The following is a 4,655-nucleotide window of genomic DNA, read 5'->3' as shown; positions in this document are numbered from 1 at the left end:
CCCCGACCCCGCGCCCGCTCACGCGCCCCCCGCCGTCACGGCCGCCGACGGGCTGCGCTTCGCCTTCGGCACCCTGACGGTGCTGCGGGTCCGGGTCACCCGCTGGGACCGCGCGGCGGCCCGCGCCGGGATGCTCTGGGCGCCCGTGGCCGGGCTGGTCGTGGGGCTGTGCGCGGCGGCCGGCGGACTCCTGCTGCTCCTGGGCTCGGGGCCGCTGCCCGCCGCGGTGGCGAGCGCCGCCGTACCGGCCGCCCTGACGCGGGGGCTGCACCTGGACGGGCTGGCCGACACCGCCGACGGGCTGGGCAGCGGCAAGCCCGCCGAGGACGCGCTGCGCATCATGAAGCAGTCCGACATCGGGCCCTTCGGTGTGCTCACCCTGGTCCTCGTCCTGCTGGCCCAGGTCGCCGCGCTCGCAGAGCTGTACGGCCAGTCCTGGACCCGGGGTGCGGTCGCCGCCGCCCTGGCCGGGCTCACCGCCCGCGCCGCGATGACGCTGGCCTGCCGTGACGGTGTGCCCCCGGCCCGCCCCGGCGGGCTCGGCGCGGCCGTGGCGGGCGCGGTCCCCGCCCGTACCGCCTGGGCGTCGGCCGCGCTGACGGTGGCGATCTGCGCCATCTGCGGGGCCGCCTTCGGCGTGCCGGACGCGGTGCGCTGTGCGGCTGCTGCGGCGGCGGGCCTGGCCGCCGCGGAACTGCTGCTGCTGCGGTGCCGCCGGCGCCTGGGCGGCGTCACCGGTGACGTCTTCGGCGCGTTGTGCGAGACAGCCGCGACGGCCGCGCTGCTGGTGCTCACCCTGGGCTGAGCGCCGCGCGGCGACCGGGCGTGATGCGGTCCGACGCCCCAACTCCCACCGGGCGGAAGGGGATCGGGACCCTGTCCGGGGTGCCGCGCGGGCGCGGTCCCATAGGGAAAACCCGCGCCTTCGCCGTCATGGGCGCAGGTCGTGGTCGCAAGCGACAGGAGTGAGCGTAAGGTCGGTGCTGCACCCCCGCCCGTGCCGCGAAGGACGCCCGGCGTCGGGCACGAGGGAGCCGGACGGAGTCCGGCGTCAAGTATTGGACCCCCGAAGGAACAGGATCCGCATCACCGTGACTGCACTGACTCTCAGCACCTCCTCCGCGGCAGCGCTGCGCGCTGACGCCGTCGTCGTCGGCGTGACCAAGGGCGCCAAGGGCCCCGAGGTCGCCGCCGGGGCGGAGGCGGTGGACCAGGCCTTCTCCGGCCGGCTCGCCGCGACGCTCGAGACACTGGGCGCCTCGGGCGCGGAGGGTGAGGTGACCAAGCTCCCCGCCCCGGACGGCCTGAAGTCCCCGGTCGTGCTGGCGGTCGGGCTCGGTGAGGCCCCGGCCGACGGCGCCGCGTACGACACCGAGGCGCTGCGCAAGGCCGCCGGCGCCGCCGCCCGCGCGCTGGCCGGGTCGAAGAAGGCCGCCTACGCCCTTCCGGTGCAGGACGCGGACGCCGCGCAGGCGGTCGCCGAGGGCGCGCTGCTCGGCGCCTACACGTACACCGCGTACCAGTCGTCCAACGGCAAGGCCCCGCTCGCCGAGGTCGCGCTGGTCGGCGCGAAGCCGCGGGACAAGGCGTTCAAGGCCGCCGCCGAGCGGGCCGCCGTCATCGCAGCGGAGGTCAACCGGGCGCGCGACCTGATCAACATGCCGCCGAACGACCTCCACCCGAAGTCCTTCGCCGCGCTCGCGCAGGAGGCCGCCAAGGAGCACGGCCTCAAGATCGAGGTGTTGGACGAGAAGGCGCTGGTCAAGGGCGGCTACGGCGGCATCATGGGCGTCGGCCAGGGCTCGGCGAACCCGCCCCGCCTGGTGAAGATCGCCTACACCGGTGCCAAGGGCCGCGGCGCCAAGCACCTGGCACTGGTCGGCAAGGGCATCACCTACGACTCGGGCGGCATCTCCCTGAAGCCGGCCGGTCACAACGAGACCATGAAGTGCGACATGAGCGGTGCCGCCGCCGTGCTGTCCACCGTGGTCGCCGCCGCGCGCCTCGGCCTGCCCGTCAACGTCACCGGCTGGCTGGCGCTCGCCGAGAACATGCCCTCGGGCAGCGCCGCCCGCCCCGGCGACGTGCTGAAGATGTACAGCGGCAAGACCGTCGAGGTGCTCAACACCGACGCCGAGGGCCGCCTGGTGATGGCCGACGCCCTCACCCGCGCCTCCGAGGAGAAGCCCGACGCGATCATCGACGTGGCGACCCTGACCGGCGCCATGGTGCTGGCCCTGGGCAACCGCATCTTCGGCGTCATGGCCAACGACGACGCCTTCCGCACCGCGCTGCACGAGGTCGCGACCGAGGTCGGCGAGCAGTCCTGGCCGATGCCGCTCCCGGCCGACCTGCGCAAGGCCATGGACTCCCCCACCGCGGACATCGCGAACATGGGCGAGCGCATGGGCGGCGGCCTGGCGGCCGGCCTGTTCCTGAAGGAGTTCGTCGGCGAGGGCATCACCTGGGCCCACCTGGACATCGCGGGCCCCGCCTTCAACGAGTCCGGCCCCTTCGGCTACACCCCCAAGGGCGGCACCGGCTCCGCCATCCGCACCCTGGTGCGCGTGGCCGAGAAGGCCGGCGAGGGCGAGCTGCTCTGACCGCGGTGTAAGCCTCGGCACATTCCGTACGGCCCCGGGTATGGCATCCGGGGCCGTACGCGTTCGCCAAGGGCGAGCAAAGAGTGCAACCGCTCCGTATTTCGCAAGGGATACCGGCGAGTAGCCCCGGCCGGGGACGTTCCGTACGTCTCAGACACCGGCCCGGTGCCTCGTCGGCCCCGAACAAGTGCGAAGATGTTGTCTCGGCACGACAGGGCCCCGTTTAACAGAAGCGGCCGAACAAAAGCCGCCGCCCGGTCATGACGGACCGGCTCCGGCGTATCCATGCATGGAGGACGTGACGTGGCGAACGACGCCAGCACCGTTTTCGACCTAGTGATCCTCGGTGGCGGTAGCGGCGGCTACGCCGCAGCGCTGCGTGCGGCGCAGCTCGGTCTGGACGTCGCCCTGATCGAGAAGGACAAGCTCGGCGGCACCTGCCTGCACCGCGGCTGCATCCCCACGAAGGCTCTGCTGCACGCCGGTGAGATCGCGGACCAGGCCCGCGAGGCCGATCAGTTCGGTGTCAAGGCCACTTTCGAGGGCATCGACATCGCCGGGGTCCACAAGTACAAGGACGACGTGATCTCGGGCCTCTACAAGGGCCTGCAGGGCCTGGTGGCCTCCCGCAAGGTCACCTACGTGACCGGTGAGGGCCGTCTGTCCTCCCCGACCTCGGTGGACGTGGGCGGCCAGCGCTACACCGGCCGCCACGTGCTCCTGGCGACCGGCTCCGTGCCGAAGTCGCTGCCGGGCCTGGCCATCGACGGCGACCGCATCATCTCCTCCGACCACGCTCTGGTCCTGGACCGTGTGCCGAAGTCCGCGATCATCCTCGGCGGCGGTGTCATCGGCGTCGAGTTCGCCTCGGCGTGGAAGTCCTTCGGCGCCGACGTCACCATCGTCGAGGGCCTGCCGCACCTCGTGCCGGTCGAGGACGAGAACAGCTCGAAGCTGCTGGAGCGCGCCTTCCGCAAGCGGGGCATCAAGTTCAACCTCGGCACCTTCTTCTCCAAGGCCGAGTACACCGCCGACGGCGTCAAGGTCACCCTGGCCGACGGCAAGGAGTTCGAGGCCGAGGTCCTGCTCGTGGCCGTCGGCCGCGGCCCGGTCTCCCAGGGCCTGGGCTACGAGGAGGCCGGGGTCGCCATGGACCGCGGCTACGTCCTCGTCGACGAGTACATGCGCACCAACGTGCCCACCATCTCCGCGGTCGGCGACCTCGTCCCGACCCTCCAGCTGGCCCACGTCGGCTTCGCCGAGGGCATCCTCGTCGCGGAGCGGCTGGCCGGCCTGAAGACCGTGCCGATCGACTACGACGGCGTGCCGCGCGTCACGTACTGCCACCCGGAGGTCGCCTCCGTCGGCATCTCCGAGGCCAAGGCCAAGGAGCTGTACGGCGCCGACAAGGTCGTCACCCTGAAGTACAACCTGGCCGGCAACGGCAAGAGCAAGATCCTCAAGACCGCGGGCGAGATCAAGCTCGTCCAGGTCCGCGACGGCGCCGTGGTCGGTGTCCACATGGTCGGCGACCGCATGGGCGAGCAGGTGGGCGAGGCCCAGCTGGTCTACAACTGGGAGGCGCTGCCGGCCGAGGTCGCGCAGCTCATCCACGCGCACCCGACGCAGAACGAGGCCCTCGGCGAGGCGCACCTCGCGCTCGCGGGCAAGCCCCTTCACTCGCACGACTGACCCACGGACACGCAGACAGATCCGCACAGATCGTTAGGAGCAACCGAAACCATGGCGGTTTCCGTAACCCTGCCGGCGCTCGGCGAGAGCGTGTCCGAGGGCACCGTCACCCGCTGGCTCAAGGCCGAGGGTGAACGCGTAGAGGCCGACGAGCCGCTGCTCGAGGTGTCGACCGACAAGGTCGACACCGAGATCCCGGCGCCCGCTTCGGGCATCCTCTCCTCCATCAAGGTGGCCGAGGACGAGACGGTGGAGGTCGGCGCCGAGCTGGCCGTCATCGACGACGGCACGGGCGCCCCCGCTGCCGCCCCCGCCCCGGCCGCCGCGGCGGAGCCCGCGCCGGCTCCGGTGCAGGAGGCC

Annotated in this window: 4 protein-coding genes; all 4 read left to right on the top strand. The window is 72.6% G+C overall.

Annotated features, from left to right (window positions below):
• A partial coding sequence (locus tag PV350_RS44745; RefSeq protein ID WP_500339082.1) for an adenosylcobinamide-GDP ribazoletransferase occupies positions 1-805 on the top strand: 805 nt, incomplete at its 5' end.
• A gap of 286 nt (positions 806-1,091) precedes the next feature.
• Entirely contained in the window at positions 1,092-2,603 is a 1,512-nt protein-coding gene (locus PV350_RS44740) for a leucyl aminopeptidase family protein (RefSeq protein ID WP_499511450.1), read from the top strand.
• A gap of 303 nt (positions 2,604-2,906) precedes the next feature.
• Positions 2,907-4,295: a dihydrolipoyl dehydrogenase gene (lpdA, locus tag PV350_RS44735; RefSeq protein WP_499511451.1), complete on the top strand. Its 1,389-nt coding sequence runs from the start codon at positions 2,907-2,909 to the stop codon at positions 4,293-4,295.
• Between the two features lie 51 nt (positions 4,296-4,346).
• Positions 4,347-4,655, top strand: a 309-nt coding sequence (locus PV350_RS44730) for a biotin/lipoyl-containing protein (protein ID WP_500339081.1), incomplete at its 3' end; no start/stop codon positions are given.

It is taken from the genome of Streptomyces sp. PA03-6a (genome assembly GCF_033792765.1).
GTDB lineage: Bacteria > Actinomycetota > Actinomycetes > Streptomycetales > Streptomycetaceae > Actinacidiphila.
The sequence above is the reverse complement of the archived record's forward strand: the minus strand, read 5'-3'. Positions and strand labels throughout refer to the sequence as shown.